Annotated in this window: 26 protein-coding genes and 1 pseudogene; 15 read left to right on the forward strand and 12 right to left on the reverse strand. The window is 69.9% G+C overall.

All coding sequences use genetic code 11. From position 1 onward, the window contains the following. The first annotated feature begins 270 nt into the window (after positions 1–270). On the forward strand, positions 271–837 hold the full coding sequence (locus OQ02_RS35350; protein ID WP_033443032.1) for a dihydrofolate reductase family protein: 567 nt from the start codon (positions 271–273) through the stop codon (positions 835–837). Between the two features lie 302 nt (positions 838–1,139). Here OQ02_RS35350 and OQ02_RS35355 read toward each other — a convergent pair whose 3' ends face one another. Continuing rightward, entirely contained in the window at positions 1,140–1,940 is an 801-nt protein-coding gene (locus OQ02_RS35355) for a maleylpyruvate isomerase family mycothiol-dependent enzyme (RefSeq protein ID WP_033443033.1), read from the reverse strand. A gap of 152 nt (positions 1,941–2,092) precedes the next feature. On the opposite strand from OQ02_RS35355, the gene OQ02_RS44400 reads away from it, so the two are divergent. After that, positions 2,093–2,800 carry a hypothetical protein gene (locus tag OQ02_RS44400; protein ID WP_156077510.1) on the forward strand — a complete coding sequence of 236 codons (708 nt, stop codon included), beginning with the start codon at positions 2,093–2,095 and terminating at the stop codon, positions 2,798–2,800. Between the two features lie 235 nt (positions 2,801–3,035). Next, entirely contained in the window at positions 3,036–3,449 is a 414-nt protein-coding gene (locus OQ02_RS35360; protein WP_033443034.1) for an SRPBCC family protein, read from the forward strand. A gap of 85 nt (positions 3,450–3,534) precedes the next feature. Here OQ02_RS35360 and OQ02_RS43100 read toward each other — a convergent pair. The 3 genes and pseudogenes from OQ02_RS43100 to OQ02_RS35370 all read right to left on the reverse strand — a co-directional run. Continuing rightward, positions 3,535–3,678, reverse strand: a pseudogene (locus tag OQ02_RS43100) (LuxR C-terminal-related transcriptional regulator); the annotation flags it as partial. Between the two features lie 248 nt (positions 3,679–3,926). Beyond that, positions 3,927–4,595, reverse strand: coding sequence for a hypothetical protein (locus tag OQ02_RS35365; RefSeq protein ID WP_156077511.1), 669 nt, complete (start codon positions 4,593–4,595; stop codon positions 3,927–3,929). Between the two features lie 179 nt (positions 4,596–4,774). After that, entirely contained in the window at positions 4,775–5,716 is a 942-nt protein-coding gene (locus OQ02_RS35370) for a GlxA family transcriptional regulator (protein ID WP_033443036.1), read from the reverse strand. Between the two features lie 103 nt (positions 5,717–5,819). On the opposite strand from OQ02_RS35370, the gene OQ02_RS46300 reads away from it, so the two are divergent. Together OQ02_RS46300 and OQ02_RS46305 are read left to right on the forward strand one after the other, a co-directional pair. Then, a complete protein-coding gene (locus OQ02_RS46300; RefSeq protein ID WP_231500363.1) occupies positions 5,820–6,404 on the forward strand; it encodes an NAD-dependent epimerase/dehydratase family protein in 585 nt (194 codons plus the stop codon). A 91-nt stretch (positions 6,405–6,495) separates the two neighbouring features. After that, the gene (locus tag OQ02_RS46305) at positions 6,496–6,759 is read left to right on the forward strand and encodes a hypothetical protein (protein ID WP_231500364.1); all 264 of its coding nucleotides are present in this window, start codon (positions 6,496–6,498) and stop codon (positions 6,757–6,759) included. A gap of 26 nt (positions 6,760–6,785) precedes the next feature. Here OQ02_RS46305 and OQ02_RS35380 read toward each other — a convergent pair whose 3' ends face one another. Genes OQ02_RS35380 through OQ02_RS35385 form a run of 3 tightly spaced genes read right to left on the reverse strand, consistent with a single transcriptional unit; the run spans position 6,786 to position 11,067 of the window. Continuing rightward, positions 6,786–10,268, reverse strand: a complete 3,483-nt coding sequence (locus OQ02_RS35380) for a CHAT domain-containing protein (RefSeq protein WP_033443037.1) — start codon at positions 10,266–10,268, stop codon at positions 6,786–6,788. A gap of 3 nt (positions 10,269–10,271) precedes the next feature. Further along, entirely contained in the window at positions 10,272–10,424 is a 153-nt protein-coding gene (locus tag OQ02_RS45195; RefSeq protein WP_197043639.1) for a hypothetical protein, read from the reverse strand. Continuing rightward, on the reverse strand, positions 10,411–11,067 hold the full coding sequence (locus OQ02_RS35385; RefSeq protein WP_033443038.1) for a DUF6338 family protein: 657 nt from the start codon (positions 11,065–11,067) through the stop codon (positions 10,411–10,413). Before OQ02_RS35385 ends, OQ02_RS45195 begins: the two co-directional genes overlap by 14 nt. 729 nt (positions 11,068–11,796) lie before the next feature. On the opposite strand from OQ02_RS35385, the gene OQ02_RS35390 reads away from it, so the two are divergent. From OQ02_RS35390 to OQ02_RS35395, 3 genes are all read left to right on the forward strand, one after another. After that, positions 11,797–12,858, forward strand: a complete 1,062-nt coding sequence (locus OQ02_RS35390) for a hypothetical protein (RefSeq protein ID WP_033443039.1) — start codon at positions 11,797–11,799, stop codon at positions 12,856–12,858. Between the two features lie 8 nt (positions 12,859–12,866). Further along, a complete protein-coding gene (locus tag OQ02_RS46845; protein WP_081916167.1) occupies positions 12,867–13,214 on the forward strand; it encodes a helix-turn-helix domain-containing protein in 348 nt (115 codons plus the stop codon). 150 nt (positions 13,215–13,364) lie between these two features. Beyond that, positions 13,365–14,267, forward strand: a complete 903-nt coding sequence (locus OQ02_RS35395) for a DUF1963 domain-containing protein (RefSeq protein ID WP_033443040.1) — start codon at positions 13,365–13,367, stop codon at positions 14,265–14,267. A gap of 49 nt (positions 14,268–14,316) precedes the next feature. On the opposite strand, the gene OQ02_RS35400 is transcribed toward OQ02_RS35395, so the two are convergent. Continuing rightward, the gene (locus OQ02_RS35400) at positions 14,317–15,396 is read right to left on the reverse strand and encodes a PLP-dependent cysteine synthase family protein (protein WP_081916168.1); all 1,080 of its coding nucleotides are present in this window, start codon (positions 15,394–15,396) and stop codon (positions 14,317–14,319) included. Positions 15,397–15,692: 296 nt separating this feature from the next. Between OQ02_RS35400 and OQ02_RS35405 the strand changes: the two genes are divergently transcribed. Genes OQ02_RS35405 through OQ02_RS35420 form a run of 4 tightly spaced genes read left to right on the forward strand, consistent with a single transcriptional unit; the run spans position 15,693 to position 19,032 of the window. Next, on the forward strand, positions 15,693–16,388 hold the full coding sequence (locus OQ02_RS35405) for a GNAT family N-acetyltransferase (RefSeq protein WP_081916169.1): 696 nt from the start codon (positions 15,693–15,695) through the stop codon (positions 16,386–16,388). Continuing rightward, a complete protein-coding gene (locus OQ02_RS35410; RefSeq protein WP_033443041.1) occupies positions 16,372–17,079 on the forward strand; it encodes a TenA family transcriptional regulator in 708 nt (235 codons plus the stop codon). The genes OQ02_RS35405 and OQ02_RS35410 overlap by 17 nt, the downstream gene beginning before the upstream one ends. Positions 17,080–17,138: 59 nt before the next feature. Next, positions 17,139–18,302 (forward strand): MFS transporter, encoded by a 1,164-nt coding sequence (locus OQ02_RS35415; RefSeq protein WP_051773191.1) that lies wholly within the window; start codon positions 17,139–17,141, stop codon positions 18,300–18,302. 19 nt (positions 18,303–18,321) lie between these two features. Then, positions 18,322–19,032, forward strand: a complete 711-nt coding sequence (locus tag OQ02_RS35420; protein ID WP_033443042.1) for an aspartate/glutamate racemase family protein — start codon at positions 18,322–18,324, stop codon at positions 19,030–19,032. Positions 19,033–19,190: 158 nt separating this feature from the next. On the opposite strand, the gene OQ02_RS35425 is transcribed toward OQ02_RS35420, so the two are convergent. Then, positions 19,191–19,631: a hypothetical protein gene (locus OQ02_RS35425; RefSeq protein ID WP_033443043.1), complete on the reverse strand. Its 441-nt coding sequence runs from the start codon at positions 19,629–19,631 to the stop codon at positions 19,191–19,193. Between the two features lie 189 nt (positions 19,632–19,820). On the opposite strand from OQ02_RS35425, the gene OQ02_RS35430 reads away from it, so the two are divergent. Genes OQ02_RS35430 through OQ02_RS35440 form a run of 3 tightly spaced genes read left to right on the forward strand, consistent with a single transcriptional unit; the run spans position 19,821 to position 22,446 of the window. Continuing rightward, positions 19,821–20,648 (forward strand): CPBP family intramembrane glutamic endopeptidase, encoded by an 828-nt coding sequence (locus tag OQ02_RS35430; protein ID WP_033443044.1) that lies wholly within the window; start codon positions 19,821–19,823, stop codon positions 20,646–20,648. After that, a complete protein-coding gene (locus tag OQ02_RS35435) occupies positions 20,645–21,790 on the forward strand; it encodes a sensor histidine kinase (protein WP_033443105.1) in 1,146 nt (381 codons plus the stop codon). The genes OQ02_RS35430 and OQ02_RS35435 overlap by 4 nt, the downstream gene beginning before the upstream one ends. Beyond that, entirely contained in the window at positions 21,787–22,446 is a 660-nt protein-coding gene (locus OQ02_RS35440) for a response regulator (protein WP_033443045.1), read from the forward strand. Before OQ02_RS35435 ends, OQ02_RS35440 begins: the two co-directional genes overlap by 4 nt. Positions 22,447–22,470: 24 nt before the next feature. Here OQ02_RS35440 and OQ02_RS35445 read toward each other — a convergent pair whose 3' ends face one another. Genes OQ02_RS35445 through OQ02_RS35455 form a run of 3 tightly spaced genes read right to left on the reverse strand, consistent with a single transcriptional unit; the run spans position 22,471 to position 26,106 of the window. Further along, positions 22,471–23,529 (reverse strand): ABC transporter permease, encoded by a 1,059-nt coding sequence (locus tag OQ02_RS35445; protein WP_033443046.1) that lies wholly within the window; start codon positions 23,527–23,529, stop codon positions 22,471–22,473. Next, positions 23,522–25,027, reverse strand: a complete 1,506-nt coding sequence (locus OQ02_RS35450; RefSeq protein WP_197043640.1) for a sugar ABC transporter ATP-binding protein — start codon at positions 25,025–25,027, stop codon at positions 23,522–23,524. Before OQ02_RS35450 ends, OQ02_RS35445 begins: the two co-directional genes overlap by 8 nt. Positions 25,028–25,047: 20 nt before the next feature. After that, positions 25,048–26,106, reverse strand: coding sequence for a sugar ABC transporter substrate-binding protein (locus tag OQ02_RS35455; RefSeq protein ID WP_033443047.1), 1,059 nt, complete (start codon positions 26,104–26,106; stop codon positions 25,048–25,050). Positions 26,107–26,251: the final 145 nt, after the last annotated feature.

Genomic DNA, 26,251 nt, shown 5'->3' on the forward strand with positions numbered 1-26,251 from the left:
GCTGTTCGGGTGTGAAGCGGTCTGTCAGCAGTCGTGCCTTGGTCCACGTCGTCATGAGGTTGGCAGGTGCCAGCCAGTCGTGGCTGGAGGCGTTGAACATCATGCGATCGGTGACCTGACTCGATCCGTCCTCGCACTCCAGCTCACCGGGGGTGCTGCGTCGCAATTAGGGAGGTCGCGGGTCGGGTGCAGGCCCGCGCCGAGCGGAGCGGGTCAATCCGACACCGCTCGTTCCGATGAGTTTTTCCCGGCCCGGCAGTCTGTACTGCTATGGGAAAGCTGACCTATGGAATGAACGTCTCGGTGGACGGCTACACGGCCGACGCGAACGGCGACCTCGGCTGGGGCGTGCCGGACGACGAGTTGCACCAGTACTGGAACGACCGGACCCGGGACATCGCGCTGTCGCTGTACGGGCGGAAGTTGTACGAGTTGATGTCGGCCCACTGGCCGACCGCCGGCCAGGCGCCGGACGTGCCCCCGGTGGAGGCCGAGTACGCCCGGCTGTGGCTGGGGATGCCGAAGGTGGTGTTCTCGCAGACCCTGGAGTCGGTCGACTGGAACTCCAGGTTGGAGCGGGGTGACGTCGTCGAGGTCGCGAGGAGGCTCAAGGCCGAGACCGACGGCCTGATGGAGGTGGGTGGCGCCACGCTCGCCGCGCCCCTGATCCGGGCCGGTCTCGTGGACGAGTTCCAGGTGCTGGTCGCACCGGCCGCGATCGGCGGCGGCATGCCGTTCTTCCCGTCACTGGACAAGTGGTTGAAGCTGGAGCTGGTGGAGAACCGCACCTTCTCGTCGGGCGCGGTCCTTCTGCGCTACGCGCCCGTGCGCGGGTAGGAGACGCTGACGACCGGGGAGTCCGTCCGCGCGGTCTCCCCGGCCTCGCCGGCGATGCGCATCGCTGGAACCGGAGGTGCTCGACGAGTGCGAGCGGCTGCACGAGGTCTACAGGCAGGGTGACCGACCGCCCCACGGTTACTTTGCACCGTGGGGCGGAGGTGGGGACCGGGAGGGCTTGGCACTCTTTCCGCGATATCTGCTCAAGAGATCGGAAAGAGAAGCCGCCGGGCTCACGTGTGGCTGCAGCCGTTCGCGGGAGGTCTGTCCTCGGAGCGTGCGACGTGGTGCAGCGTCAGGTTCTACTCGTCGGGGTTCCAGGCCACGAGCTGGTCGAAGAGACGTGGGTCGCCGTCGAGTTCCAGGGAGTTCACCGGAATACGGCCGTAGAAGACCAGGACCAGCTCGCTGGCCGTGCCTCGGAGGGAGGCGTCGGCCGCGTCCGGGTCCTCGCCGCCCGCCATGGCGGGCATCGTGCCCGATTCCGGGAGGAGGGCGGTCCGTGCGCCGTCGGCGGAGAGCCAGAGGCGCCAGGAGCGGCCCTCGGTGGCGTGGTAGTCGACGATGGCGGGCTTGTGCGGCCAGGCGGCCGTCGTTGCGCAGCAGGTGGACAGGAACTCGTCGACACCGTCGAGTGCCACCTCGTTCGGCAGCGACTGCGGGGTGCCCGTGGTGATCTGGGCGTCGTAGGTGTGCACCGCGATCTCTTGGAGTTGGTGCCGGGCGGCGGCACCGGCGGTCTGCGGAGACTGCGACTTGTCCCACCAGGTCCAGCAGCCGCGATCCGGGCCGACCTCGCGCAGCGCGTCCAGGAGCTGTTGCGCCGATGTGGCCCACCAGTCCGCCAGGGCCTCGCGCTCACGAGGCGCAGCCGAGCCCCATGCGGACTTGGCCGGGGGAGCGGCGGCAGGTCCCGCGGCGACGATGGCAGCCCACTTGCGCCGCCCCTCGCCCAGGTGCTGCACCAGGTCGAAGAATGTCCACTCGGGACAGGTCGGCACCTGCGCGTCGAGGCTGGGCGTTGAGGCGACCGCCGTGCGGAAGGCGGTCGACCGTTCGTCGATCAGCCGTAGCAGATCGGGAAACTCCGGGGTCTTTCCCACTGCGGGTGTCTACCACCGTGATCCGGCAACGGGACAGCGATTTTCGCGACCGACGCGGCGGGCCGACTATGCCGTCTACCGGTGATGACGCGTCACTCGACCCGGATGTGGGTCGCCTGGCATGCGCTGTCCGCTTTCCGGGGTCGGACTCTGTGTCGGCCGCGGTGCGCTCGACCATCCGGTTGACGTTTCTTGCCGACCTCCTGCCGCGCGGGGAGCGCGTGCTCTCTGACTTCCCGATCGATCAGCTTATTTGGGTTGCGCGGGAAGAGGCGAAAGGTTGCCCGTGGAAGGAGTTTTTCGCTGAGCTGCTGCACTTCCTGCTCGAAGATGGCCTGATTCGGATCGGTGAACTTGCCGCAGAGGGATTCTCGCCGTGGACGGGGACGGCTTCTGAAGTTGTCCAGTTGGTGCTCGATGACCTTGAGCGCCATTCCTGGGAACCCAAATTGGGCAGTCGTGGCTGGATCGCCAATACGGAATCAGGAAATGAAGTCGCACGTCTGCTGATCGACTGCCAGGGCGAGCCTCGGGGTGAGGGTGTGTTTTTTCGACCCGATCGTCACGCACGAGCACGAGCCGCACGTCCTTTGCGCGGCTGGATTCGCCGACCAGTCGGCGGTGATCGCCTTGGCAGTCGACGGCTGCGATGGAACTCCGGACGTCGCGTGATCCGAAGGAGAGCACATCTGGAGGCTGTGACGGTCCCGCAAGGATGTTCAAGAACTGAGGGGTGGTGTCGGGGCAGGCTTGTGCGTACCGAACCTGAAGGAGTCAGCGCCATGCCCGCACGGGCCCAGCTCGCCACGATCGTCATCGACTGCGCCGACCCGGACCGCCGGCAGAGCTTCGCCGTGTGATCACGGGGCGGCAGGCGGCCTGCAGCAAGGCTGATTGTGTCTACCTGGGCGAGGGCGGCGTCCAGTTCGCCTTTGTACGCGACTGGTCGGACAGGGCGCGAGACAGATCCGAGTTGTCCCCCGGCGACGGGCAGGGGACGGTGCCGGCCGATCCACAGCGTTACCTGCTGTGTTCGGCCGCCGGTGACTCACCAGCTCACCGTTGTCGCAGTACGTAGAACACAGGTAGGGAGACATGGCGTCCATCAGCAAGGAAATCCTGATCGAATCCGGTGCCGAGGATGTGTGGGAGGTGATCGGCGACTTCGCTGCGGGTCCCTCGCGCATGGTACCGGGGTTCGTGCTGGACACCCGGGTCGAGGCCGACCGCCGGGTCGTCACCTTCGTCGACGGGACGGTGGCCTGGGAACGGCGGATCTGCGTCGACCACGACACGCGCCGGATCGTGTACGCGGTGGTCGGCGGCAGTGTGCAACCGGATCACGACAACACCTCCATGCAGGTCGTTGCCGATGGCGAGCGGCGGTGTCGGCTCTTGTGGATTCGCGATGTGCTCCCCGACGAGCTGGCTGCGCCGATGGCCAAAGCGATGTCGCACGGTCTGGGTGTCATCAAGCGAACCCTCGACGACACGCACCGTCCGCAGTAGGGGGCCTGCGTGTGATGCCCGCATTCGCCGGTCCGGAGCGGGGCGAACCGGAATCGATCAGCAGTTGTCTGAGATCGGCCGACCGTCAGTCCTGCGGTGTCAGGTAGCCGCGGGAGAATGCGGCGGCTACGGCGGCTGCCCGGTCGTTGACGCCTAGCTTCGCGTACACGTGCAGCAGGTGCGTCTTGACCGTCGTCTCGCTGATGAACAGCCGCTTCGCCGCCTCGCGGTAGCGCGGGCAGGGCAGGCGGGGCAGGAGCAGGGCAGGGCAGACAGCGCCGGGCGGGGCGGGGCAGCGTGGGGTAAGGCGGGGTAGCGCGGGGCAGGGGTAGGGGCAGCGCGGGGCAGGGTGGGGCGGAGCGGGGTAGCGGGGGTGTGACGCTCGTGATGTGCGGGCGGCAGGTTGTGCTTCCTCTTTGCCCCGGCAGTTTGCCCCCGGCAGTGTTGCGGTCCGGGGAGCGGCCGGGGGCTGAAGCCCTATTCGGCTGAGCGTTCGACCCACTGGTCGTGGGTCTGTCGCCAGTGCGTGCCGCGCTGGCCAGGGTGGACGAGCGGCAGTACTTCGAACGACTTGCCGTTCACCGTGGCGCGGTGACGTTGGCCGTAGCTGCCATCGGACGTGAGACGGTCGGGGAGGGTGCCGCCGAGCAGGCGGGCGGCGACGGCAAGTGCCTCGTTGCCGAGGGTGATCAACAGTGGGGTGCTCGAATCGGTCATCTCATCGAGGATTCGGGTGCGTTCGCAGGTGACGGCGCACTGGATCAGCTGGTCGACGGGTGGTCGAGTGGGCAGTCGGTGGACCGGCCAGCCGTGCTCGCGGGCCACGGGGTCGTACCGGGTCGACATCGCCTCGCCCTGACTCCGCGGCGTGCGATGCACGTGGAAGAAGGGCAGCGCGTCGGTCATCCAGACCTGGCCCGGTTCGATGCCCAGCGGACGCAGCACCCGCTCCTGGACGGCGCGCCCGGAGGACCCGTTGACGTGCCCCACCGGCTCGGCGGTGCCCCACTCCGGCCGCCAGCCGACGGCGTGACGCCACTGGTCGACCCGCTCGGCCTCGTCTTCGCCGGCCCAGAACGGCCACGGTTCCTGGGCGACGGCCAGCGCCGCGATCCGCTGCTGCGGATGCTTCCACCTGATGTGCAACGCAGACGGGTACACCCCGAGCACGAGCGCCTGCGCACGGCTGACCCGCCGCGGTTCGCACCGGACGGACGGCCGGCCGAACGGAAAGATCCCTGTCAGCGACTGCACCCCGATGGTCTACCGCACCGGCAGTTCCGGTGTCTCGGATTGCGGGGCGCGTCCAAGCGCGGAGTTCTGGATCATCTGCGGACGAACGACGTGCGGTACGCGATCGGGGTTTGGCCGACTCTGCGGAGCATGTGCTGCCGCAGCGAATCGGCGCTGCCCAGCCCGCTGTGGAAGGCGACCTGGTCCATCGGGAGCGTCGTGGTCTCGAGCAACCGGCGGGCGCGGTCGAGGCGTTGGTGCAGCAGCCACTGAAGCGGGCTGAGGCCGGTTTCGGCGTGGAAGCGGCGGGTCAGGGTTCGGGTGCTGACCCGGGCGTGCGCGGCCAGGTCGGTCAGGGTGACCGGCTGGTCGAGCCGGCGCAGTGCCCATTCACGGGTGGTGGTGAGCGACGTGTCCGTGACAACCGGAAGCGGGGTCTCGACGATCTGGGGTTGGTCACCGGCGCGCGGCGGGGCGGCCACGGTCCGCTTTCCGGCTTCGGCCGCCACCGCGGCGCCGTAGTCGGTGCGGACGAGGTGGAGGCACAACTCGACGCAAGCACCGGCACCGGCACACGTCAGCACGGGACCATCGGCGACGTACAGCACGTCGGGGACCACCGTGACGGCCGGGTGGCGGCGGGCCAGCTCGTCGGTCAGGCCCCAGTGCGTGGTCGCCCGGCGGCCGTCCAGGATGCCGGCCTGAGCCGCGATGAAGGTGCCCGTGCAGATCGCGGCGACGCGCTTTCCGGAGTCCGCCGCGGCGCGTACCACCTCCAACACCCGGGGATCGATGTCCTCGCGGGCACCGCCACCGATCACGACGAGGGTGTCGGCCTGCTCGGCCGTGGCGAGTCCGTGCTCGACGACGACGTCGGAACCGCTGAGCGACTCGACCCTCCCCGGCTGCGCCGTGCACACGGTCGTCTCGTACCCCGCGTCACCGCCGGGACGTGCGGCGTCGAGAACCATCTGCGCGATCGCCAGGTCGAACGAGTACACCGGCGGTACGACGACGAAGACGACCCGGTGCATGGCCAGAACCTCCGCAACGTTGGCAATCGGGCCACTGCCGCCGAGTCGGCACGGCCCTCACAGTGGATCACGTCAGGAACACAACGTCGCACCAAGGAGAATCATGCCCTTCCACGTGATCATCGGGCACGGTGCCACCGCCCGCGCCACCGCCGAGCTGCTGACCGGAGCCGGCGACGAGGTTCGGATGATCAGCCGCAGTGGTGCCGGTCCGGAACACCCGCTGATCGAACGGGTCGCGTTGGACGCCAACGACGCGGACGAGCTGACCGGACTCGCCGAGGGCGCCACCACGCTGATGAACTGCGCCATGCCCGCGTACCACACCTGGCCGCAGACCGTCCCGCCGTTGTTCGGCTCCGTGCTGTCGGCCGCGGAGCGCACCGGCGCGGTGTACGTGATGCTGGGCAACCTCTACGCCTACGGGCCGGTCGACGAACCGCTCACCGAGGAACACCCGCTCGCCGCGACCGGACCCAAGGGCAAGGTGCGCGCCCGGATGTGGGAGGAGGCCAAAGCCGCCCACGACGAGGGTCGGGTGCGGGTCACCGAGGTGCGCGCGGGCCAGTTCATCGGACCCGGCGCCTTCTCGATCTTCACCACGATGATCGTGCCCAAGGTGCTGACCGGGCGCCTCGCCCTCGCCCGCCGCCCTCGACACCCCGCACGCCTACACGTCGATCGGTGACGCCGCCCAGGCCCTGGTCACGGTCGCGCGCGACGAGCGCAGCCTCGGGCAGGCGTGGCACGCACCCGTCATCACCCACTCCATCAGGGAAATGGCGGCCCGGCTGGCTGAACTGGCCACCGCCGCACCACCACGCCTGGCGGAGATGACCGACCGGGAACTGACCCTGCTCGGCGCCACCGCCCCGGTCTGGGACGAGCTCTGGGAAACCCACTACATGAGCCATCGTCCCTTTCTCGTGGACTCGTCACGGATCGAGGCGGTTTTCGGGATGCAGGCCACACCGTTGGACGAGGTCCTCACCGCGACCCTCAACGACACCGGCACGGAGACCCGCGCGCTCACCGCCGCCTGACCCCGGCCGAACCCCGGGGGACAACGTCAGGCGCCCGCATGCACGTACGCGGCCCACAATGACGGCAGGCCGGGGTAGTGCTCCCTGAGCCGGCCGACGGTGCGGTGCACGGCGAACGGGGCGCGGCGGGCGTCCGGCGTGCCCGCCAGCAGATCTTCGTAGATCGACTCGGTGATCCGCGGTGCGAGCGCGTCGTGGATCTCCCACAGCGTCCCGACGACCTGGGCGAACCCGGCGATCAGGAACGCGGACGCGGGGTGGATCGCCTCGTCGGACAGCAGCGCCGACGTGCGGGCGGTGTCGCACGCCGACAGGTAGGCGAACTCCGCGTGGTCCAGCCGCAACCGCGACACGTCGAGCACGTGCAGCGGCGCGCCGGTGAGCGCGAGGTGGCTGTCCGACGGGTTGTCCGCGTCGCTGTACCCGTGGCACGCGAAGTGGGCCCAGGTGCTCGTGCGGAGCGCGGCGAGGACCCGGTCGCGGGTGGCGTCGGGGCCCGACAGCACGGTGCTGCCCGCCACCCGTGCGACCAGGTGCTCCGCCTCCTCGCGCGCACCGGGCAGGTCCGGCGCGTCCGCCGACTCGGGCACGGCCACGACGAGCAGGCTCGGGTTCCCGTCCCGGCGCGTCCGGGAACGGGCGTGGCCGAGCGCGCGGACGGTGGGCGTCACCGACGAGACCACGCGGTCCGCGACCGCGGGGCCACCGGAGCGCAGGTGCCCGGCGGCGTGCAGCGGCAGCAGGCTCAGCACACCGACTGGCGCCCACCAGAGCCGGGGCAGCAGGTCCGTCCCCCCGGCCGGCCCGAGCCGGTCGAGCACCGGACCCGTCACCGCGTCCCACAGCCACTCCAGGGTGTCGTGGACGACCTCCTCCGCCGCCAAGCGCTCCTCGCGCCCGCCCCGGACGGCGAGCGCGGCCCGGAACGCCTCGACCCGCCCTCTCAGCTCCGATTCCGTCAGGCGCACCAGGTTCTCGACCAGCACACCGGACGGGGTGAGGATGAGCGCGTCGCAGCGGTAGCGGCTCACGTTCACCAGCACCACGGGACCTTCGTGCGCCTGCTCGGTCAGCTCGGCGAGCAACGGCGGCCGGAGGAACCGCTCCAGTCCCGGCAGCGCCCGGACCTCGGCGGTCACGGCCGCCAGCTCGTCGGCCACCAGCAGCCGGTCGCGCGGGGTGTCGGACTCGATCTCGGCGCTCAGCGCGGCGAACCGGTCCGCCAGCTCCGGCGCGCGCTCACGCAGGTCGGTCAGGTCGCTGCGGCCGTCGAACGCCTGCGCGGCCAGCACCCCGCGCCCGAGTTCCAGCAACGTCACCGCTTCCTCGACGTTCCCGACGGTCAACGAGCACGCGGCGGCGTCGGCCGCGAGGTTGGCGAAGCGGCCCAGCCAGTACTGGGCGTCGCCCTGGCCCAGCCGTCGTCCGGCGAGCTGGGGGAGCAGGCGGACCGCCGCGGCGAAGCCCTCCGCCGCCGAGGCGTGCTCACCGGCTTGCGCTGCGACCGTGCCCCACAGCTCGGCGGCGGTGACCCGGTCGTCCGTCGGTGACGCGGGCGCGGCAGCGGCCTCGCGGAAGGCGTCCAACGCCTCGGCGAGAGCCGCGCGGTCGCCGTGGTGGACGAACCGGAGGTGCAGCGACTTGCCCAGCCCGGTCAACCTCCTCCCGCGCCGGTAGGGGTTGGCCGCGTCCGCGTGCGCGGCACGGCGACCCAGGTCGATCGCCTCCGCCAGCGCTTCCTCGTCCGGCACGCCCTCGTCGGCGGCGACCGCGGACCTCTGGCGGAGTGCTCCGCCGAGGTTCGCCAGGTAGCCGGCGTGCTCGGCGAGGGCCGGGTCGCAGCCCAGCACGGCGGCCCGGTACGCGTCGATGCCGCGGTCCAGCGCGTCGTGGTCGCCGTAGCGCTCGAATGCCGCGATCAGCGCTCCGCCGAGGTTGTCGAGCAGCCTCGGCCGGTGCGGGTGGCGCTCCGGCGTGGCCTGCACGGCGGCCTCGTGCAGCTTGATGCACTCGTTCATCGCCGCAGCCTGTCCGGTGCGGCGCCACAAGGTGAACACCATCGCCCCGAGGTTGGACAGGTGATTCGCGTGGCCCGCGACCACGTCCGCCCCGATCCGGAGGCCTTCGCGGGCCACCGCGATCGCCTCGGTCAGCACGGCGAACTCCCCGGTCGTGGTGGCACGCCGGTACAGCAGTACGGCCAGGTTCGACAGCGCGGTCGCGCGGTCGGAGGCCTTGGTCGCGCTGTCGACCGCCCGACGCACCACCTCGGCGGCTTCGGTGAGCCACGCCAGCTCGCCGGTGGCGTGGAAGGCCGCGCCCAGCGCGGCGCCGAGGTTGAGGTGGAAACGCGACTCGTACGGGTGCCCTGCGGGCATCGTCGCGACGGCCTCCCGGTGCAGCGCGACCCCCTCGACCAGCGTGGCCCGGTCGTCGTCGGCCTCGGCCCGCACCAAGAGGGCGGAGGCCAGGACGTCGAGCCGTTCGGACCGCTGCGGGTGGTGCACGCTGGTGTCCGCGACGGCCGCCTCGGCCTCTTCGACGGCCCGGTCGAGCAGCGCGCGGTCGCCGGTCTCGTTGAACCGCATCGTCAGTTCGACGGCGTGGTGGGAGCGGACGCCCGACCGGTCGGACGGGGAGATGATCCTGTCCGGCTCGTGTTCCCCCGTCAGCTCGGTCCACGCCCGCGCCGCGGCTTCGTAGCCGGACCGGTAGGAGGTGAAGCTCGGGTGCCCCGACGGGGTGATCATGACCAGGGTCCGGCGGACGTCGACGAGTTCGGCGAGGTCCGCCCGGTCGCCGGTCAACCGGTGCCGGTTGTCCAGGAGGTGTCCGAGCAGCGCCAACCGGTCGAGCTTGTCCGTGAACCCGGCGGGGGTCAGGTCGACCGCCCGGCGTTCCGCGTCGATCGCCTGGTCCAGCGCCTCGACCTCACCCGTTGCCTCGAACCAGCGGCGGGCCAGGAACGCGAAGAAGTGCAGGCTCAGCCCTCTGTCCGCGTCGTCGCCCGACTCCTCCACGGAGTCCAGGGCCTCCTCGATCGCCTCTTCGAGCAGGTCCAGGTCCCGGGTCACGGTGAAGGCGGTGGACAGCGCGACGGCGAGGTTGCGCTGGTAGTCCGCTCTCAGCGGCCCGTCCGGCGCGATGGCGACGGCGGTGCGGCTGAACTGCACCGCGTCGGTGAGCACGTCCCAGTCCCGCGCGTGCTGGAACTGCGTGTGCCGCAGCATGCCCGCGTTGTTGCGCAGGCTCGCTTCCTGCGCCTCGTCCACGTCCTCCGAGAGCGCGGTCAGCACACCGGCGATGGCCTCTTCGAGGTACCCGACCTCACCGGTCTGGTGGAACCGGGTCTGGAGCAGGCCGCCGAGGTTCGACAGGTGCCGCACGCGGTCCTCGGCGCCAGGCGCGGTGGCGGCCCTGCCCGCCTCGATCGCCGCCTCGACCGCAGCCGGGCTCGGGTCGAAGCGGGCGACCCGGAGCGCGAGGTCGAACCGCTCACCCGGGTGCACCGGCTACTCCTCGGCGGGCGGGGTGCGGGAGGTGCCCGCCTTGCCCGGCGGGGCTTCCTCCGGCTCTTCCACGTCCTGCTTCGGGGTGAATCCGCGCCCGTTGCCGAGGAGCAGGTCCTCCGCGTCGGGCAGGGGTCGGGGTTCACCGGTCGTCATCGCCCACCGCCTTCACGTCGCCGCTCGCGCTGATGAACTCCAGCACGTCGAAGTCTTCCGCACGCAGGCGAACACCCGCCGTCCCTTGGACCCTCGGTCCGAACTCGCCCTCCGGCGTCATCACCCGCGCCGATTCCAGGTACAGCTCGGCCGGGTGCGGGTAGGAGGTGGCGTACGACCGGTGCCCGTACCAACCGCCCGCCCAGTTGCCGTCCTTGAGCCTGACCCGGACGAAGCACGGTTCGCGGTCGCGGAACGCGTGGTCCCAGGCGGTCGGCGTGCGCCGGTAGGTCGACTTGCGGCGCCTGCGCTCCACGAGCGAGACGGCGAAGGCCGCGGCGGCGGGCACGACCAGGAACAGCAGCACCGCCACGGCGCCGACCGCCCGCGGCTGCTGGACGAACCCGTTCAGCTCACCGGGCGGCGTGCCGCGGGTGAGCCTGATCAGCGCGGGGCCCGCGACGGCCAGGTAGGCGGAGTCCAGGACGATCGACGCGACGATCGCGCGCAGCACGCGTTCACCGAGGTCGCGTTCCCACGGCACCGGACCGCGCAGGCGTTCACGCACGAACTGGTAGGAGATTCCCGGCAGCACGAGCAAGACCAAGAGGACGAGTTGTACCACCGTCGACGGCGCCTGCACCCACCCTCCCCAAGCCCAATGATCTTTGTCGGCAGGCTACTGCGCCGACGACCCCGTGGTGCGGATTTCCGCCGGACGGACCACCAACGGGTCGGGTCGAGTTGCCGACGGCACGCGAGCACGTACGGGCGGGTGGTGGTCGACCTCCTGGGCCAACAGGAGGCCGACGGGTTCCGGAGCGCGACTGCACGGCGCGCTTTCGGAACCGTGGTGCGGGTGCTCGTCGAACATACCCGCCGATGACGGTGCGGGACCAAGCTGTTGGACGCCGTGGGATCGCTGCCATCTGCGCAAACACCGGTTGTGCCGGTGGTCGGGCCGGGTCGGGCGGCCAAGCGGGGCGGTGGACGCGGAGCCGGGACGTGGACGCGGTGGGACGTTGCAGGACAGGCCGGGGGATGCCGCCACACGTGGGAACGGGCGTGTTCACCAGCGATCCCGTGAAGTCCCGTGCAAACGGCGATGGGGCGGTGGTAAGCCTTGTGTGGTCCGGAGATTCGTCCGGGACCTCGTGCCGACAGGGCCAACTGTCCGCGCGGTAGTCGGGTCACCGGCCTACGCGAACGATCGACTGCACGGCGTCGTCGCCTGTACCGAGCGATCAGCGAGCACGCGACGACGTCCTCACACAGGAGGGCGACTCATGGGTTTGTGCTGTCTCTCGGAAATCCGGCAGGCGGATGCGGGCCGCGGCGGGTGTCGGCGGTCCTGCCACGGCGGGTGGGCGTTATGACGTCACCGGAAGTCCGGGATCGCGAGTACCGGACGTCGCCGGCGGCGTTCCTCGGAGCTGTCCGGGGCGAGCTGAGGCGAGCCGGTCTGTCGATCCCGGACGTGGCCCAGGACGTCGGCCGTTCGACCGAGGTCGTGCGCGCCGGGGTGCAGCAGCGGGTCCGCGAGTGGCCCTTCTACCGGAAGGTCCTGAGTGCCTGTGCGGCCGACAGGTCCACGGTCGAGCACCTGCACAACGCGTGGAAGCGGCTGGACGCCGCGAATCCGGCGAACGTCGTACCGATAACGCAGCACGTGCCCGACGTGCCGAAACAGCGACCGCGCGCCGTGCCGATGACGGACGACGACCTGAAGGCCGGCAGCGCGTCGGAGTTCATCTCCCTGCTGCGTCGGATCCAGGTGCGGTCCGGGCTCACACCGGCCGAGATCGCCGCCCGTGGCGGCATCCCCCGCAGCACCGCCTACCGGTTCGTGAACGACCAGAAGAACTCTTCGCTGCCCGCGAAGATGGACCAGGTCCGGGCGTTCGCCGCCACGTGCGGGCTGCCCGAACCACAGGTCGAGAAGGTCGTGGTCCTGTGGTGCGAACTGCAGGGCGGAGTCGTGCCGGTGGACGGCCCGGCGGTGACGGACGAGCCGGTCGGGCAGCGGGAAGACGTCGAACCCGATTCGCCGGTGGAAGTGCGCCAGGAAGATCGAACGGCCGGCACGCCGAACGTCCGGGACGTCGTCGTCCCCCTGCTGGTCGGTCTGGCGCGGCCGGTCCTGGCCATGCTGTGCGTCCTGGTGGCGACGGGGAGCACAGCGGTCGTGGCGCTGTCGATCGGCGACTTGACCGCCGGGGCGCGGATCGTCGCCGTCGTGATGATGGCGGTGCTGTTCACGGTGATCGGGGTGTCGTGGTGCGTCAACGTCGGCCGGCAGACCGGAACCCGGTGCCATCGCCCTCACCCGGTGCCGCACGGTGGCCTGGTCATCGAGGACGTCACCGCGGTGCCGGTCGTGATCGGCGTGGCCGGGTGGGATGACGACCGTTCCGAGTCAGTGCGCCTCGGCTGAGGAGGATCATGCGCCCGGAATGGTCGACAGGGCACTTCGCTGCCCTCAGTGAACGAGAACTCGAAGTGCTCGAAGTGATAGCGAGCGATAAAACCGACCGGGAAATAGCGCATCGCCTGGGCATCGGTGAACGCACCGTGCGGGCACACGTCGGCAGGATCATCCTGAAACTCGGTGTGGCGTCACGGGTCGGTGCCGCGGTCGCGTTCGTCCAGTGGAATGCGGGCGGTACCGCACCCCGGTGTGGCGGTTCCTGCATGGCGGAAGCGCCAATGGTGGGAATTCGCGCCGGGTGCAACACTGGTCGTAAGCCGAAAGGTTCGGACCGGTCAAGCCGGAGCGGTTCGGAGCGGTGAGGTCGAGGCGGTCGTCGATTCCGCTCTTCGACCGCATTCCGTCGAGCCGGTCCCGACCAGGGGGTGGGGCCGGCTCGACTCTTCCGAGGCGCAGGTCTGCCACACGGGCCCGATTCGGTGGAACGCTCGCATCTGCGATCATGGTCCACCATGGACCGTTACGAGCAATTCCGTCGCGCGGCGAGCGATCGGGGTATCCCGGACGACGAGGTCGGCAAGTTCGCCGATCAGCTTCGATTCGCGATCTGCACGGCCGCCGGCGGCCCCGACGACGAGATCGTCGGGCACACGGGCGGACTTCCCCGGTTGCCGGTGGGCGTGGAGTGGCCGAGCAGTCGGAGCGGTTCTCCGTTGCCGTTCATCGCCTCCGTCGATTGTGCGGCCCTTCCGCGGGCCGAGGGGGTTCCGCTGCCGTCGGACGGCTCGCTGCTCTTCTTCCTGCACCACGAGGACGACCTGGAAGACCATCCCCACGCGGAAGAACCGGAATTCGCGCGGGTCCTGTACGTCCCGGCAGGAACGGACACGGCGGTGGCGTCACCGCCGTCCGACCACGGCAGCACGACGTCCTTCCACGAAGACATCCCGTTCCTCACCCCCGAGCGCGGGCTTTCCGCGCGGGTAGAGCCTGTTCTGCCGGAATGGATCGAAGAGCGGGACGTCACGGCCGAGTCGGATTCCGTGCAGCAGCTGTTCGGCGACCTCGAGCACATCGACGAACTCTGCGAGCTGGTGGAAGAACTCTGGCCGGCGGCGGACCGGGACTCCGCGCTGAGCATCGGTGGACACTGCATGGACATCGGCGGCCAGGACACACCGTGGACGCAGATGGCGCGTGCCAACCTCGAACACCGCCACGGTGCCGACCTCCCGAGGTCGGAGCGAGTCCGCCTGCGTGGCGTGGAGGAGGACCGGTTGATCCGGGAGTGGGTGCCGCTCGCCCAGTTCCACACCCGGAGCGACTTCTACTACGGGTGCTTCCTGATCAGCTCCGACGACCTCGCCGCCAAGCGTTTCGACAAGACGCGTTCGTTCACCATGTTCACCGAGTAGGCGGGCGCGGCGAGGTCCGATCGGGCCGTCCTGTCACGACCGTGCGCGCTCAGCGGGACGCTTCAGCCGGCACGACCTCCTTCTGGACGTGCAGCGACTCCGCCTGGACGGCCGGGTTCGCCGGGTGGCGCGCGAGTTCGATGAGGTGTTCGGGTTCGCGAAGTGTGATGTCGTCGAGCACCGCGGTGAGTCCGCGCTCGCGCAGCCACTCGTCGTCGAAGGACTCGCCCAGGTAGTTCGCGCCGTCGTCGGCCGCGACCACGAGGATGCGGCTGCCGGGGTGGTGGTGCGCGTGGTGCAGCGCGGCGAACACCGCGGCGCCCGCCGACTCGCCGACGAGCAACCCCTCGTGACGCGCGAGCGCCCGGCTCGTGGCGATGCCTTCGAGGTCACCGACCAGGTGGACCCGATCGACCACCGACAGGTCCAGGTTGCCCGGTTTCCAGGCCAGCCCGAGCCCTCGCATCGCGTAGCCGCGGAACGGGAAGCCGAATGCCGCCGAGCCCGCCGCGTCCACCGCGACCGTGACGAGGTCCGGCAGTTTCTCCTTGAGCACCCGGGACAGGCCGCTGATGTGACCGCCGGTGCTGACCGCCGCCACCAGCGCGTCGAATTCGGGCAGATCGCTCAGGATCTCGCCCGCGGTCTGCTCCGCGTGAATGCGCGGATTGTCCGGATTGCGATATTGATCCGGCCAGAACACGGTGGGATCGTCCGCCCGCAACTGTCGCACGCGCTCCAGTCGCTGCCGCTGGTAGCCGCCGCCTTCGTCGGGGGTGTCCACCAGCTCGATCTCCGCGCCGAGCGCTTTCGCGTACCGCAGCACGGACGTCGGTGTCTTCGGGTCGACCACCAGGATGACTCGGTAGCCCTTGACCGCGCCGATGAGGGCGAGCGATTTGCCGAGATTGCCCGATGTGGACTCGACGATGGTGTCCCCGGGGCGGAGCCTGCCGCTCGCCTCGGCCTGGTCGATCATGAAGTGGGCGGCCCTGTCCTTGATGCTGCGCCCCGGATTGGCCGACTCGACCTTGACCAGCACCTCCGCGCCATTGTGCACGGTGAAGTGTCGCAATCGGACTATCGGTGTTCCGCCGATCAGTTCCAGCACACTCTCGTGGATCGCCATGTCCCCCCAGTCCTCCCCGAACAGTCCCACCCATGAGGGCTCGCGCGTGAGCAGATTGATGCCGTGATCACCCAGAATGCGATGGTGGCGTATTCGAATGACTTCCGCTCGCGCACTCCACTTTTGATGGAGACTGCGTCACCCCAGTAGTCGCCGGTGACCCTCGGTGGCCCCAGCGGCCGAAGATCGCACTGAACGTACGCCATCCAACGTACCCAGCGCCCCAGTCGCACGCACTAGGCCACACGGGTGCTTCGCGGTGCGCAACGGAGTAATGCCGTCGCATTGCCTGAGATGTGGTTGACGATTCGCCGCGGGCGTGGGTAGTGTCGGTTTCCGGGGGGCAAATTCAGCGCACCTGTCGCTTTGATCGAACCTGTCGGGTTTTACGCCGCTCTTTTGGGCTGCGAACTGGGGGCTTCACCGTGTATGAATGCGTGTGGCTGACGGCCGGAATCGACTCCGGCGTCGCCGAGGTCATCCGCCTGATCGAAACCGTGTCGGTCGACGAGCCGTTCGTCGGCCTGCCCGCCAAGCCGACGGCCGAGGAATCCACGGCCCTGCAAGCGAAACTGGCCGCGGGCATCGCGTCTGGTCAGACGTACGTGCTGACCGTGCGGGCGGCATCCGGTGAGGTCGTCGCCTGTGTGGCGATCAACCGGCCGGCCACGGCCAACCAGCGCCACATCGGCGAGTTGACGACGGGCGCCGTGCACCCCGACCACCGGGGTGGCGGGGTGGTGACCACGGCGTTCCGCGAGGTGGTCCGCCACTGCGAGGAGATCGGGATCGACGTTCTCAGGCTCGACGTCCGCGCGGGCATCAGGGCGGAAAGGCTTTGGCGCTCCTACGGGTTCGCCGAGTACGGCAGGCTCGACGACTACGGCCGGATCGGCGCGGAAAGCTACTCCGGGGTCTACCTGGCACAGCCGGTGGAACAGCTCAAGTCAAGGCTTTTCGACAAGGAGGTATCCCGTGCTCAGCAAGGATGAATTCAAGAAGCAGTGCTACGCCACGATCGAGAAGCACACCTCGGTGGCGCACCCGCTCGTCTCCGAGCTCGTGAAGCCGGAGGCGAACTGGGAGTTGCTGCAGGCGATGACCCTGCAGGGGTACCAGCTCACCAAGCACTTCCTGACCTACATCGAGCACCTCTTCTTCTACTGCCCGTTGCCCAAGCACAAGAAGGCGCTCATGGTCAACATGTACGAGGAGGAGACCGGCCGCCTTTCCGGCACGAAGAACCACGTCCGCCTGATGCAGGACTTCGTGCGGGCCATCCGGGTCGACGACGCCACCAGGGACGCGGTCAAGCCGTACCCGCAGACCCAGGAGCTCATCGACTACCGGATGGACCTGGTCAAGAACCCGGAGACCTACCACCTGGGCGCGGCGGCCGTCGCGATCGCCAGCGAGGGCCAGAACCTCGAGGACACCGCGGGCCAGCACCGGCACTCGCTGCTGGGTGACGTCTACGGTCTGACCGACAAGGACACCCTGTTCTTTTCGGTGCACGCCAAGGAAGACGTCGGGCACGTCCGCGAGGGTATCGCCCTGGTGAACGACTTGTGCACCGACGCGAAGATGCAGCAGGATGCGCTCGAGGTTGTGGAACACACCTGCAAGCTGTTCCAGGGGGTTTACGACGGCGTCGCCGAACGCCATCTGACTGGAGTGCGGTGAAATTAGGATCGGCTGACAAAGCGGCGAGGATCGGCGGGGGCGTCCTCGCCGCTTCCGTCGTGCTCGGGTTTGTCATCTCATTGCTCGGCTCTTCGCTCAAGAACACGGTACAGGTCTACTTCCTGCCGATGGCGGAGTCCTTCGGCCAGCAGCGCGGCACGTTCGCGCTGGCCACCACGGCTTTCGCGATCACGTACGCGATCGCGGCGCCGTTGACCGGCGCGCTGGCCGACCGGCTCGGACCGGGTCGGGTGCTGCTGATCGGCACGGTGAGCGCGGGGATCGCGTTCCTGCTGTGCGCGGTGGTCCCGTCGTTCGCCGTTTTCGTCGCGGTGTACGGGATTCTGGCCGCGTTCGCGTACACGATGCTCTCGTACGTGCCGCTCGGCGTGCTGGTCGACCGGCTGTTCTCGGAGAAGCGCAAGGGTTTCTTCTACGCGCTGCTGACGAACGGCACCGCCGCCGGGTTCATCCTGCTGGTTCCACTGTGGACGTGGCTCGACGGCAGGACCAGTTGGAACAGCGTGTTCATCGGGCTCGGGGTGCTGCTGCTGGGCGTCATCACGCCGCTCACCGCGCTGCGGTTCCGCGGTGAGGTGAAGCCACCCGCCTCGGCTTCGACCACCGGTGAGCGTCCCAGCATCGCCTCGGCGTTGAAGACGTCCACCTTCGCGGGACTGGCGGGCGCGTTCTTCGCCTGCGGCGCGACGATGGCGTTCATCGACGTGCACCTGATCCCGTTCATGGGGGACATGCACGTCCACACCGACATCAGCGCGACGAGCGTCATCCTGCTCGGGCTGTTCGAGATCGTCGGCTCGCTGATCGCGGGCAGGCTGTGCGACCGCGGCCTGATCAAGAACGTGCTGATCAGCGGCTACCTGATTCGCGCCGCGTCGATGTTCCTGATCTCGTTGTCGACGTCCGTCGTCGCCGTGATCGTGTTCGGGTGCCTGTTCGGTCTGAGCTACCTGGTGACGGTCGTCGCCACCTCCATGTGGGTGCTCAAGTCGTTCCCGGTCGAGGTGAAGGGCGCGGTGATGGGCTTCATCTGGACCGCGCACCAGATCGGCGCCGCGCTGAGCAGCCAGTTCGGCGCGCACACCCGTGACTCGACCGGCTCGTACCTGCTGGAGATCGTGGTCACCGGCGGCCTCGCGGTGCTCAGCGTCGTCCTGATCGCGAGGATGCCCGATCCCAACCGGAAACTCGTGACCACCTGACCTCTTCCGAGGAGACAGAATGCAGGACACCAGGACCGTCGGCGTCATCGGCGGCATGGCTTGGGAAAGCTCGGCCACCTACTACCGGATGATCAACGAGAAGGTCGCGGAACGCCTGGGCGGCAGGCACTCCGCGCGGCTGCTGCTCAACAGCACCGACTTCGAGGAGATCATCCAGTGGCACGGGGCGGACGACTGGGCCTCCGTCGGCCGCAAGGTCACCGAACTCGCGCAGGGGCTCGAAAAGGGCGGGGCGGGTTGTGTGCTGATCGCCTGCGTCACCCAGCACAACGTGGCCGACGAGGCCGCGGCCGAGATCGGCATCCCGCTCATCCACATCGCCGACGTCACGGGGGAGGCGATCGTCGCCGACAACCGTCGCACGGTCGGCCTGCTCGGCACCCGCTTCACCATGGAGAAGGAGTTCTTCGCGGGCAGGCTGCGCGACCGCTTCGGGCTCGACGTCCGACTGCCCGACGAGCCGGGCCGCGCCTACCTGCACGAGACGATCTTCGAAGAGTTCGCCAAGGGCATCTTCACGGACGCCACCCGCGCCCGGTACGTCGAGATCATCCGTTCTCTGGTCGCGGATGGCGCGGAGGGGATCATCCTGGGCTGCACCGAAATCGGCCTGCTGATCCGCCAGTCTGACGTCCCCGACGTGCCGCTCTACGACACCACCGAACTGCATGTGAACGCCGCGGTCGAGTTCAGCCTCGCCAAGGACTGAAAGTTCGTGAAGGCCACCGGCACCGGGTCGAACTCGGTGAACGGGGCCTTCACGCGCTTTCCCCACCGCACGGCCGCCGACCGCGGGCGTGTCGGCTTTGCCCGATGCGCCCCGGCGGCGAGGGCCATCCTGTCTGACCATCGCCGTTCACCGCCGGGTCAGCGGCGGCCGGTGGTGAGGATGACCACGTACTGGCCGCCGCCCGCTTGGACGTCGGCGGTCACGGGCAGGGTGGGCACCAAGCGGGAGAACCGGTCCACCAGCCAGTCCGCCGCCTCCCGGGCGTCCTGTTCGGTCGGACACCGGGCCACCATCTCGCGGCCCCCCTTGCGCTCCAGCCTGTCGGCGACGGTGATCAGCGGCGCGGGGTCGGCGACGTGCAGGCGGTCCGGCCAGGCGATGACCACCTTCACCGCGCCCTTGCGGGTGTTGCACCCGCGGTGCGCGAGCCGCTCGGCGACCTTCGCCTTCCGGTCGGTGGTCCGGCTGTCGACGCTCGGCCCCCTCGGGTCGTTCACGGACATGTCGGGGTCGACCGGTTCGTCGCACACCCAGCACCGCCAGCCGTCGCGTTCGGCCACGTCATCGAGGAGGCTCACCCGAGCAAACTAGCCTGCCGGCCGCCGCCCCGCGCAGGGGTGCCTCGTTCCCGTCGCGCGGCCAGGCCGTGTCCCCCGTGCGAGCTACACGCAAGTGTCCACCGCGCGGTGACGATTCCGGGCGGTCCGATCCATAGCGTTCAGACATCCGCGGCGCCATGGCCGTGAACGTCTCGCGAAGGATTGGTAATGCGACTGTTGATGCAGTTCGGGGCCGTCGCGCTGGTGGCTTTCGCCGGCAACGCGCTCGTCACCGCCATGCACTGGAACGTGCCCCTCACGCTGGTGGGCGGTTTGGCCACAGCGGCGCTGTCGCTGTACGTCTACGCGTACGTGGTGAAGCGGACCGAGCGCCGGGAACCGCTCGAAGTGGCCGTGCAGGGAGCTGTCCCCGCGTTCGGGCGTGGGCTGCTGGTCGGCACCGCCATGTTCGGCGCCGTCATCGCGATCATCGCGCTCTTCGGCGGCTTCGAGGTGCTGGGTTGGGGTTCGCCGGCGGGCGCGACGGCGTTGCTCGGCTTCACGGCCGCTGCCGTCGTGGTGGAGGAACTGCTCTTCCGCGGCATCCTCTTCCGCATCGTCGAACAGCACATCGGCACGTGGGCGTCGCTCGGGCTCACCGGGCTCCTGTTCGGCGCGGCGCACCTGTTCAACCCGCACGCCACGTTGTGGACCGCGTCCGCCATCGCGATCGAGGCGGGATTCATGCTGGCCGCCGTCTACGCCGCCACGCGCAACCTCTGGGTGCCCATCGGCGTGCACTTCGGCTGGAACTTCGCGCAGGGCGGCATCTTCAGCACCAGCGTGTCCGGACAGGACGCTCCGCAAGGGCTGCTGGACGGCGTGACGTCCGGCCCGTTCCTGCTCAGCGGCGGCGAGTTCGGTCCGGAGGCGAGCGGGTACTCGGTGCTGGCCGGCGTCGCGGTGACGGTCGTGTTCCTGTGGCTGGCCCGCCGGCGCGGCAACCTGGTGCCACTGCGCCGCCGCTCCGCCCCCGCGGCTACCCTCGCCGGGTGATCGGCTTCCGGCGGCTCCCGGACCTGTGGCGACGGTGGGACGTCACGGTCCGGGACGTCCCGCTCGCGCTCGCGCTGGCGCTCTCGTCGCTGGTGCCCGCGCTGCACAACCGGGGAACGCAGCTCGGTGACCTGCCCACCCGCCCGATGGACGCGCTGGCCGTGGCGGTGATCGCGCTGGAGTGCCTGCCGCTGATCGTGCGCAGGCGGTGGCCGGCCGTCTGCCTCGCCTTGGTCGCCACCGGGTTTGCGGCCGACCAGCTCCTCGGCTACCACGCGGTCGCGGGCACCGCGCTGCCCATCGCGCTGCTGAGCACGGGGCTGCACCTGGGCGGCCGGCGGCGGGCCGTCGCCGTGCTGGCCTCCGCGGCGTACGTGCCGCTGGCCGTCGCGCTCGACCGGCACGGTTCCGGCGAAGGCGTGGCCGGGTTCGTGACGTTCTACCTGACGCTGGCCGCCGCCTGGGCGGCAGGGGCGTGGCTGCGGCTGTCCAGGGAGGGGGAGGCGGAACGCCGCCGCCACGTGGCCGAGGCGACCCGGCTCGCGGAACGCACCCGCATCGCCCGCGAGCTGCACGACGTCGTGACCCACCACGTGACCGCGATGGTCGTGCAAGCCGAGGCGGCGCGGTACCTGGGCGGTGCGCCCGAGCGCCTGGACCAGACGTTGGCCGCGATCAGCGACACCGGCCGCAGGTCCATCGCGGACCTGAGGCACCTGCTCGACCTGCTGAACCCGGACCACGACGCCGATCCGCGCACGCCGTCCGTCGGGGAGCTGAGCGCGCTCGTGGCGCAGACCAGGCAGGCCGGGCAGCCGGTCGAGTTCACGGAGGAGGGCGTGCCGCCGGCGGGGAGCGCGAAGGTGGTGGCGTACCGGGTGGTGCAGGAGGCGTTGACGAACGCGCTCAAACACGCGCACGGCAGCCGGACCACGGTCCACGTGCGGCACGGCGGGAGCGAGATCGTGGTGGAGGTCGGCACCGAAGGCGGTGGATCGTCCGTCGCGTCGCCCGGTGGCAGCGGGCGGGGGCTCGCCGGGCTGCGCGACCGGGTCGACGTGCTCGGCGGTGAGTTCAGCGCGGGCCGGCGGGACGGCGGCTTCGTCGTGCGCGCACGCATCCCGGTGGGGAGCCCGTCGTGAGCGCGCCGGTGCGGGTGCTGGTGTGCGACGACCAGGCGCTGGTCCGCACCGGTTTCGCGACGATCATCGACGCGCAGCACGACCTGGAGGTCGTGGGCGAGTGCGGGGACGGGCGCGCCGCGGTCGACCTCGCCGAGCGGCTGCGCCCGGACGTGGTGGTGATGGACGTCCGGATGCCGGTGCTGGACGGCATCGAGGCCACCCGCTTGTTGGCGGGCGCGGACGTGGAGAACCCCGCCAAGGTGCTCGTCGTGACGACGTTCAACCTGGACGAGTACGTGTACGAGGCGCTGCGCGCGGGCGCCAGCGGGTTCCTGCTCAAGGACGCGCCGCCCGCGCAGCTGCTGCACGGCATCCGCACCGTCGCCACCGGTTGGGCGCTGCTGGCGCCCGAGGTGACCCGCCGGCTCGTCGGCCGGTACGCCGATCGGATCAAGCCGGTGCAGGGCATGACGGACGACGTCCCGCTGACCTCACGCGAACTCGAAGTGCTGCGCCTCATCGCGGACGGCCTGTCCAACAGCGAGATCGCCGCGACCCTGGTGCTCAGCCACGAGACCGTCAAGACGTACGTGTCGCGCATCCTCGCCAAGCTGAACCTCCGCGACCGGGTGCAGGCCGTCGTCTACGCGTACCGCCACGGGCTGGTGGCCTGACGGCGCAGGGCCGTGGGCGCGGACCTACTCCTGCGCCTTGCCCCCGGTGACGCGGGACAGCGCCAGGGCGATGAGGATGATCGTGCCGTTGAGCGCGCCGATCCACTGGGCGGGGACGCCGCCGAGGGTGAGCACGTTCTGGATCATGAACAGCAGCAGGATGCCGGTGAACGCGCCGAACATCGTCCCCTTGCCGCCGTTGAGGCTGATGCCGCCGATGACGGCCGCGGCGAACACGGTGAAGATGTAGCCGTTGCCCTGGGCGGAGGCGACCGAGGCCAGCCGGCCGGACAGCAGCAGCCCGCCGAGGGCCGCGAGGAGGCTCGCGGTCACGATGACGATCCAGAGCACCCGGTCCGTGCGGATGCCGGCCGCCTTCGCCGCGTCGACGTTGCCGCCGATCGCGTACAGGGAGCGGCCGAAGCCGGTGAAGCCGAGCACCACGATGCCGATGGCGAACAGGACCAGGCACAGCCACACGGACGCGGGGACGCCGAACCACTGCGTGGTGCCGAGGTAGAGCATCGACTCCGGGAGGCGGAAGAAGGTCTGGCCGCCGGAGATGCCGGTGAGGATGCCGCGCAGCACGATCAACATGCCGAGCGTCACGATGAAGCCGTGCAGCCCGAACCGGATGATGAACAGCGCGTTGAGGACGCCGATCAGGACGCCGACCGCCAGCGTGACAGGCACCGACCAGCCTCCCGGCAGCAGGCCGAGCCCGTGGCCTGCTCCGACGGGCACCGTGAGCCACGCGGCGACTCCTGGCGCGAGTCCGACGGTGGACTCCAGGGAGAGGTCCATCTTCTTGACGATCAGCACCAGCGTCTGGGCCAGGACCAGGACGGCGATCTCCGACATGGTCTGCAGGATGTTGATCAGGTTGTCGGCTTGCAGGAACACCGGGTTGACCACTTGCCCGACGACCGCGATCACGATGATCGCGGGGACGAGCGCCAGGTCGCGCAGGCGGGCGAAGGCGATCCGCCGCCCACCGGCACGCCCGGTGGACGGACCCTTGCCGACCGGGCCGTCCGCGGGACTGTCGCCGGTGACCGCCGCCGCGGTCGTGGTCTCAGGCATCGAGGTCCACTCCTTCCATCGCGGCCACGAGCTGGTGGTCGTGCCAGCCGCGGGCGGTCTCGGCGACCACGCGGCCCTGGAACACCACCAGGACGCGGTCGCACAGGCGCAGGTCGTCGAGCTCGTCGGAGGCGATGAGCACGCCGGTGCCGGACTCGGCGATCTCCTCGACCTTGCCGAGGAGGAATTCCTTGGACCGCACGTCGACGCCGGCGGTCGGGTTGATCAGCACCAGCAGCGCCGGGTCGTTGGCCAGGGCGCGAGCCATGACGACCTTCTGCTGGTTGCCGCCGGAGAGACCGGAGACCGGCAGCTCCGGTCCCGGCGTCTTGATCGCCAGCTTCCCGATCGCGGACCGGGCGAAGCCGTCCCGCAGCTCGCCGTCGATGAACCCCGCGCGGCCGATCCGCTCCGGGATCGTCAGGGTCGCGTTGTCCGCGATGGACATCTCCGGCACGAGACCCTGGTGGTGCCGGTCCTGCGGGACGAACCCGGCACCGGCTTCCAGCGCCGCGGGGACGCTGCCCGGCTTGGGCCGTGAGCCCGCGATCTCCACGGTGCCCCGGGCGGCCGTGCGCAACCCGACGACGGTTTCCGCGATCTCGATGCGACCGCTGCTCGCCGCGCCGGCGAGACCGACGATCTCACCGGCTCGGATGCGGAACGACACGTCTTCGTACGCGCCGGGCAGGGACGCGCCGTCGACCTTGAGCACGTCCGCGGCGTCGGTCGACGGTCCTCGGCGTGCGGCACCGGCCCCCGCGGCGGCCTCGCCGGTCATGGCCGCGACCAGCTCGGCCCGCGGCAGTTCGTCGACCGTGGCGGTCAGGATGTGCCTGGCGTCGCGGAACACGGTCACCGTGTCGCAGATCTCGTAGACCTCTTGCAAGTGGTGGCTGATGAACAGGAACGTGACGCCCTGCTGCTGGAGGTCGTTGATCCGGGCGAACAGCCGGTTGATGGCGGCGGCGTCCAGTTGGGCGGTGGGCTCGTCCAGGACGATGAAGCGCGCCCCGAACGACAGCGCCCTGGCGATCTCCACGAACTGCCGCCGCTCGACGTCCAGCTCCTTCGCCAGGGTGCGCACGTCCACGTCGACCGACCAGGTGTCCAGCAGTTCCCGCGCCCTGTCGCGCACGGTCTTCCAGCTGATCAGCCCGCCGCGTCCGCGGTCGTGCCGGTTGAGGAAGAGGTTCTCGGCGACGGTCAGCTCGGGGATGATCGTGGACTTCTGGTAGACGCACGCCACCCGCTGCCGCCAGGCGTCCCGGTCGGCCGGCCGGGGCGCGGGCTCGCCGCCGAACCGCACCGCACCCTCGTCCGGCGGCTGGAGTCCGGTGAGGACGGACACCAGGGTCGACTTGCCCGCCCCGTTGCGCCCGACGAGGGCGTGGGTCTGTCCGGCCTCGATCCTGATCGACGCCTCGTGCAGGGCCACGGTCGACCCGAACCGCTTCGTGATCCCCGTCGCCTCGGCGACGGGCGCAGTCGCTGCCATCTCGCGCATCGCCCTTCCGATCAGCCGAGCTTGTTGCCCCACAGGGACTGGTCGTCGCTCTTCAGACTGGGAACGCCGTCGTAGGTGCCGCCGTCGGAGGTGACCAGGGGAGCGGAGAGCTGGTCCTCCAGCAGACCGTCGCGGACCTGGATGATCGTGCTGTCGTGGTCGGTCTTGCCGGGCGCGAACGTCTTGCCGTCGATCGCGGCCTTGAGGTAGTGCAGGGCGTACTTGGCGTAGAGGTCGGCCGGTTGGGACACGGTGGCGTCGATCCGGCCTTCGGCGATGCTCGTGAGCTCTTCGGGGATGCCGTCGTTGGAGACCACGAACACGTGCTTGGGATCTTCCGGCCCCACCAGCAGGCCCTTCTGCTTGAGCACCTGGAGCGTGCCGGCGAGCGCGAAGCTGGACTGCATGTAGACGCCCTTGATGTCGGGGTGGGCGGTGAGGTCGGTCTGGAGCTTCTGCGCGGCGACCGCGCCGTCCCAGTTCGTGGCCTCCCCGAAGACCGTGATGTCGGGGTAGTTGGCCTTCATGCAGTCGTTGAACGCCTCGGTCCGGTCGCGCCCGTTGATCGAGGCGAGATCGCCTTGCAGCATCACGACCTTGCCCTTGCCGCCGAGCTTCGCGCCGAGGAACCGGCACGACTTCTCGCCGTAGGCGCGGTTGTCGGCGCGGACCACCATGTACACGTTGCCGGTGTCGGGTCGGGTGTCCACCGTGACGACCGGGATCTTCTTCGCCTCCAGCTGTTCCAGCGTGGGCGCGATGGCCGCGGTGTCCTGCGGCGCCATCGCGACGCCCTTGACGCCCTGGCTGATGAAGGTCTGGGCGTTGGCGGTGAGCTTGGCGACGTCGTTCTGGGAGTTGGTGGTCTTCAGTTCGAGCCCCAGTTCGTCCGCGAACTCGGGGCTGTACTTGATGTAGGAGTTCCAGAAGTCGGTGTCGGACCGCGGGTAGTCGACGCCGACGACCGGGCCGCCCGAGCCGGACTGCCCGGAGCCCGGTGCGCCGCAGGCGCTCAGCGCGGCGACGAGGGCGGTGACGGCGGCGATGCGGACGCGGAAGCTGGTCGGCACGGCGGTTCTCCTAGCGCGCGGTGTGGTTCGGGAAGCCGGAGCTGACGGTCGGGGGTGGGTACGGGTGCCGGCGATCGTCGTGTGGTCGGACTGGTGCAGCGCGCACCTCGCCCGCGCTGACGGCCGGAGGTGGGGACGGGTGCCG

This window comes from Saccharothrix sp. NRRL B-16314 (assembly GCF_000716595.1).
Lineage (GTDB): Bacteria > Actinomycetota > Actinomycetes > Mycobacteriales > Pseudonocardiaceae > Actinosynnema.

Excerpts from the sequence above, each read along its gene's own strand:
- OQ02_RS35445 (WP_033443046.1), bottom strand. The coding sequence starts at position 23,529 with ATGCCTGAGACCACGACCGCGGCGGCGGTCACCGGCGACAGTCCCGCG.
- OQ02_RS45195 (WP_197043639.1), bottom strand. The coding sequence starts at position 10,424 with ATGACGACCGGTGAACCCCGACCCCTGCCCGACGCGGAGGACCTGCTC.
- OQ02_RS35400 (WP_081916168.1), bottom strand. The coding sequence starts at position 15,396 with ATGGCGATCCACGAGAGTGTGCTGGAACTGATCGGCGGAACACCGATA.
- OQ02_RS35370 (WP_033443036.1), bottom strand. The coding sequence starts at position 5,716 with ATGCACCGGGTCGTCTTCGTCGTCGTACCGCCGGTGTACTCGTTCGAC.
- OQ02_RS35360 (WP_033443034.1), top strand. The coding sequence starts at position 3,036 with ATGGCGTCCATCAGCAAGGAAATCCTGATCGAATCCGGTGCCGAGGAT.
- OQ02_RS35450 (WP_197043640.1), bottom strand. The coding sequence starts at position 25,027 with ATGGCAGCGACTGCGCCCGTCGCCGAGGCGACGGGGATCACGAAGCGG.
- OQ02_RS46305 (WP_231500364.1), top strand. The coding sequence starts at position 6,496 with ATGGCGGCCCGGCTGGCTGAACTGGCCACCGCCGCACCACCACGCCTG.
- OQ02_RS35420 (WP_033443042.1), top strand. The coding sequence starts at position 18,322 with ATGCAGGACACCAGGACCGTCGGCGTCATCGGCGGCATGGCTTGGGAA.
- OQ02_RS46845 (WP_081916167.1), top strand. The coding sequence starts at position 12,867 with ATGCGCCCGGAATGGTCGACAGGGCACTTCGCTGCCCTCAGTGAACGA.
- OQ02_RS35430 (WP_033443044.1), top strand. The coding sequence starts at position 19,821 with ATGCGACTGTTGATGCAGTTCGGGGCCGTCGCGCTGGTGGCTTTCGCC.
- OQ02_RS35350 (WP_033443032.1), top strand. The coding sequence starts at position 271 with ATGGGAAAGCTGACCTATGGAATGAACGTCTCGGTGGACGGCTACACG.
- OQ02_RS46300 (WP_231500363.1), top strand. The coding sequence starts at position 5,820 with ATGCCCTTCCACGTGATCATCGGGCACGGTGCCACCGCCCGCGCCACC.
- OQ02_RS35395 (WP_033443040.1), top strand. The coding sequence starts at position 13,365 with ATGGACCGTTACGAGCAATTCCGTCGCGCGGCGAGCGATCGGGGTATC.
- OQ02_RS35390 (WP_033443039.1), top strand. The coding sequence starts at position 11,797 with ATGACGTCACCGGAAGTCCGGGATCGCGAGTACCGGACGTCGCCGGCG.